We start from the raw sequence: 3,809 nt of genomic DNA, 5'->3' as shown, positions 1-3,809 counted from the left end.
TTTATTGAGGTGCATATATGAAAAAAGGAGATTACATTATCGTTGCCTTAATTTTATTGTTATCAACAGGAATTTTTTTAGTTTCTAAAAATTATGTAGTAGAAGCTGCCGAAAAAGAAGTTGTAGTAAGTGTTGATGGTAAGGTTGAGGGAAGATATACACTCAGTGATAAAGAAAAACTTTATACAATAGATAATAAATATGGTAAAAATACTTTTGCAATAACTAGTGATGGAGTACATATGGTAGAATCTGACTGTAAGGACCAAATTTGTATTCACATGGGGCATATAACTAGAGCGGGAGAATCTATTATATGTTTACCGAATAGATTGATAATTTCATTAGTGAATGCAAATGCAGACAATGACGTTAAAGACACAAAAGAAGTGGATGTGGTGCTACATTGAGAATTAAAAAGATGATTTTTTTATCACTACTTGTTTCTTTGGGATTAGTCATTGGATTGTTTGAAATGATGTTGCCAACACCCGTTGCAATACCTGGGGCTAAATTAGGTCTTTCAAATATGGTAGTTTTAATAACTATTTTATTTTTAGGTAATAGAGAAGGCATTGTAGTTGCAGCTTTGAAATCAATTTTATTAGTTGTAGTAACAGGCTCTGTAACAAGCTTTATCTTTTCTTTTACGGGAGCTATGTTGAGCACTGTAAGTATGTCTTTGGCAAACAGCTTCTTAAAAAAATATATATCTACAGTTGGGATTAGCTTGATAGGTTCGGCGTTTCACAATATAGGACAAGTTTTAGCTGCATGCATAGTGCTTAATACACTTAGTATCGTTTCGTATTTACCGTTGTTATTAGTACTTGGAATCTTTACAGGATATTTTGTTGGAGTAGCCAGTGAATACTCAGTTAAGAATTTGAATGTTACTTTTAAGGGGAATATTAATGAATAGAAGAATAGTTCTTGCATCGAATTCGCCTCGGCGAAAAGAAATGCTTGCAGAATTTATAGATTTTGAAGTTATCAGCAAAGTGATAGATGAAGTATATGATGAAAGCAAACCTGAACATGTAAATGTTATGTCTATAGCTTTTAATAAAGCGTATGAAGTAGCTAAAGAAAATGAAAATGCCATTGTAGTTGCAGCGGATACTTTAGTTTATAAAGATGGACCGTTAGGCAAACCTAAGGATAGAGAAGATGCAAAGAAAATGTTGTTAAATCTTTCTGATACTATACATGATGTATTGACAGGTTGTGCAATAATTTGCATAGGAGAAAATTACAAAAAAATATTTTACGAGAGAACACAGGTTAAATTTAAAAAATTGAGTGAAATACAGATAGAAAAGTATTTAGATACTTTGGAATATATAGATAAAGCAGGAGCTTATGGTATTCAAGGATATGGAAGCTTATTAATAGAATCTGTAAAAGGTGATTTCTTCAACGTTGTAGGGCTTCCAATCTCGAGATTGTATTATGTATTGGATGCTGATTTTGGTGTAGATTTTTTAAAGAGGTAGATTATGCAAGAGAATTTTAGTATTAAAGAAATGCCTGAAGAAGATAGACCTGAGGAAAAATGTTTGAAATTAGGGACGGAAGCCCTCTCTAATGCTGAATTACTTGCACTTATAATAAGAACAGGGAACAAATCTAAGACATCTGTGGAATTATCTCAAGAAATATTAAATAAATTTAGTTATAAGGATGAATATGGGGTCGAGCATAGGGGAATAAGTGCATTAAAAAATGTAAGGTTATCTGACTTGATTGCTATAAATGGAATAGGAAAGAGTAAAGCTTGTATGATACTTGCAGCAGTTACTTTGGCAAAGAGAATGAGTCAAGAATCCGTATTTAAAAAGACAAAGGTGAATTCACCTTCTAAAATAGCTGATTATGTAATGGAAGATATGTGCAGTTTGAAAGTGGAAGAGTTTAAAATTGCAATATTAAATACAAAAAAAGAATTAGAAGTGATAAAAAATATATCAACTGGTTCAATAGATATGACAGTTGTACACCCAAGAGAGGTTTTTAAAACTGCAATAGATTACTCTGCGCATACAATTATAGCAATACATAATCATCCTTCAGGTGATATAACGCCATCAAAAGAAGACATAGCTTTAACAAAGAGATTAAAAGAGGTTGGGAATATAGTTGGGATTGAACTTGTGGACCATATAATAATAGGCAATAGAGTTTACTACAGTTTTTTGGAGAATGGATTAATATGAAGTATTATGTGGATTCACATGAAAATTTAATCATAGGATATGACAATAAAATAGAAAAAAATTATAAGATTAGATGACCCAATAAATAATATTTATAGAGGTAGTGTTAAAAAAAGGTAAAGGGAATTGGAGTTTTTATAGATTTGGGAGATTATATGGGATACACTCAAGAAAAAATATCTCAGAGTGAAGGGGAAAGTGTAATAGTTAAAGTAATAAAAGTTCCAAGTGAAAAAGAAAAAGCATTAAAAGTAAGTACTAAACTTTCTGTAACAGGCAATGCTATTATTTTATTTGATGATGATTTTATAAAAGTATCATCAAAAATCAACACTGAGATGAGAAATAGATTATTAAATTTTGCCCAAGAGAACTCTTTTAAGGGAGTATTATTTAGAACTGATTCTCAAAATACTACTTTTGAATTTCTAAAAGAAGAATACACCAATTTAAAAGAAAAATTGAATTTACTAGAATCGGAAAAAGACAGATTACCAACTCCCAAGTTACTATATAAAGAGACAATAGCTAATAGAATAAATTTAAAGGAAAATGAAGAAATATTATTTAATGACTTAGAACTTTTTAAGCATTATAAAAATCTAAAAAATTCAAAATTAGATGCTGGGTTTAGAATTAAATACATATCTGAATTAGTAAAAGACCTAAATGTTTTAACAGAGAGAGAAGTTGCCTTACCTAATGGAGGTAATATAACTATTGAAAAGACATTGGCCTTTACTGTAATAGATGTAAATTCAAAAGGTTATAATGCTAGAAGCAGTCATGAAGTTGTGAGAAAGATAAATTTAGATGCAACTAAAGAAATTGTGAGGCAAATTTTACTTAGAAACATTTCTGGAGCTATAATCATAGATTATATAGACTCAGATGAACAAATTAAGAAAGAAATTATAAATTTGTTGAAGAAAGAGTTAAAGCAAGACGGTAAAAACACTACCGTGTATGGATTTACTAGAATGGGATTGTTGGAAATGTCTAGAAAAAATAGAGGAGAAGAATTAAGTAATATATGGGTAAGATAGTAGTAAATATTGTTGGAGACTCTATAGTTAATGGAAATTCTTTTTCTAAGATAGAGTCTGATAAAATATTATTTAATAATTTTGGTGTAAATGGAGAGATGTCATCAAATGTATTATATAGAATTGATAGTTTATTAGACTGTGATTTATTGGTGCTATTTTATGGGCTTAATGATTTTCTTAATGGTATGTCAGTAGATTACGTGGTTGAAAATACTGAAAAAATCTTGCAAAAATCAAAATCAAAAGTTTTATTATGCATACCACAAATGGTGAATACAAAAGAGTTGAGATTTATTTTTAACCCTGAGGGAATAAATAGAAAACTAGAAAAACTATATGATGAATATATAAAATTGAATTTTAATAATTTTAAAATTCTAAATTTTTATTATTTATTGAAAGAGGTAGAACTTTTTGACGGAATTCATCCTAATGAAAAAACACATGAAGATATGAAAAAAGTATTTTTAGAATTTTTAGAGGTGAACTATGGATTTTATAAATAAGCTTAACAATAGGGAAAAGGTTTTATTAATTATTTTGA

The 3,809-nt window shown here is 29.2% G+C and carries 6 protein-coding genes; all 6 read left to right on the top strand.

Features of this window, described 5'->3' with window-relative positions; genetic code table 11:
- Positions 1 to 17: 17 nt before the first annotated feature.
- The 6 genes from HMPREF9129_RS06550 to HMPREF9129_RS06525 all read left to right on the top strand — a co-directional run bounded on the left by HMPREF9129_RS06550 (position 18) and on the right by HMPREF9129_RS06525 (position 3,771).
- A complete protein-coding gene (locus HMPREF9129_RS06550; RefSeq protein ID WP_004821725.1) occupies positions 18 to 410 on the top strand; it encodes a NusG domain II-containing protein in 393 nt (130 codons plus the stop codon).
- A complete protein-coding gene (locus tag HMPREF9129_RS06545) occupies positions 407 to 922 on the top strand; it encodes a Gx transporter family protein (RefSeq protein ID WP_004821722.1) in 516 nt (171 codons plus the stop codon). The genes HMPREF9129_RS06550 and HMPREF9129_RS06545 overlap by 4 nt, the downstream gene beginning before the upstream one ends.
- Complete coding sequence (locus HMPREF9129_RS06540; protein WP_040552704.1) at positions 915 to 1,496, top strand: Maf family protein; 582 nt, start codon at positions 915 to 917, stop codon at positions 1,494 to 1,496. Before HMPREF9129_RS06545 ends, HMPREF9129_RS06540 begins: the two co-directional genes overlap by 8 nt.
- Before the next feature lie 3 nt (positions 1,497 to 1,499).
- Positions 1,500 to 2,216 carry a RadC family protein gene (radC, locus tag HMPREF9129_RS06535; protein ID WP_004821719.1) on the top strand — a complete coding sequence of 239 codons (717 nt, stop codon included), beginning with the start codon at positions 1,500 to 1,502 and terminating at the stop codon, positions 2,214 to 2,216.
- A 155-nt stretch (positions 2,217 to 2,371) separates the two neighbouring features.
- Positions 2,372 to 3,262, top strand: a complete 891-nt coding sequence (locus tag HMPREF9129_RS06530; protein ID WP_004821717.1) for a ribonuclease E/G — start codon at positions 2,372 to 2,374, stop codon at positions 3,260 to 3,262.
- Positions 3,250 to 3,771, top strand: coding sequence for an SGNH/GDSL hydrolase family protein (locus HMPREF9129_RS06525; protein WP_004821715.1), 522 nt, complete (start codon positions 3,250 to 3,252; stop codon positions 3,769 to 3,771). The genes HMPREF9129_RS06530 and HMPREF9129_RS06525 overlap by 13 nt, the downstream gene beginning before the upstream one ends.
- Positions 3,772 to 3,809 lie beyond the last annotated feature (38 nt).

Source organism: Peptoniphilus indolicus ATCC 29427, assembly GCF_000227315.1.
In the GTDB taxonomy this organism is placed as follows: Bacteria; Bacillota; Clostridia; order Tissierellales; family Peptoniphilaceae; genus Peptoniphilus; species Peptoniphilus indolicus.
The sequence above is the reverse complement of the archived record's forward strand: the minus strand, read 5'-3'. Positions and strand labels throughout refer to the sequence as shown.

Excerpts from the sequence above, each read along its gene's own strand:
- radC (WP_004821719.1), top strand. The coding sequence starts at position 1,500 with ATGCAAGAGAATTTTAGTATTAAAGAAATGCCTGAAGAAGATAGACCT.
- HMPREF9129_RS06525 (WP_004821715.1), top strand. The coding sequence starts at position 3,250 with ATGGGTAAGATAGTAGTAAATATTGTTGGAGACTCTATAGTTAATGGA.
- HMPREF9129_RS06540 (WP_040552704.1), top strand. The coding sequence starts at position 915 with ATGAATAGAAGAATAGTTCTTGCATCGAATTCGCCTCGGCGAAAAGAA.
- HMPREF9129_RS06530 (WP_004821717.1), top strand. The coding sequence starts at position 2,372 with ATGGGATACACTCAAGAAAAAATATCTCAGAGTGAAGGGGAAAGTGTA.
- HMPREF9129_RS06550 (WP_004821725.1), top strand. The coding sequence starts at position 18 with ATGAAAAAAGGAGATTACATTATCGTTGCCTTAATTTTATTGTTATCA.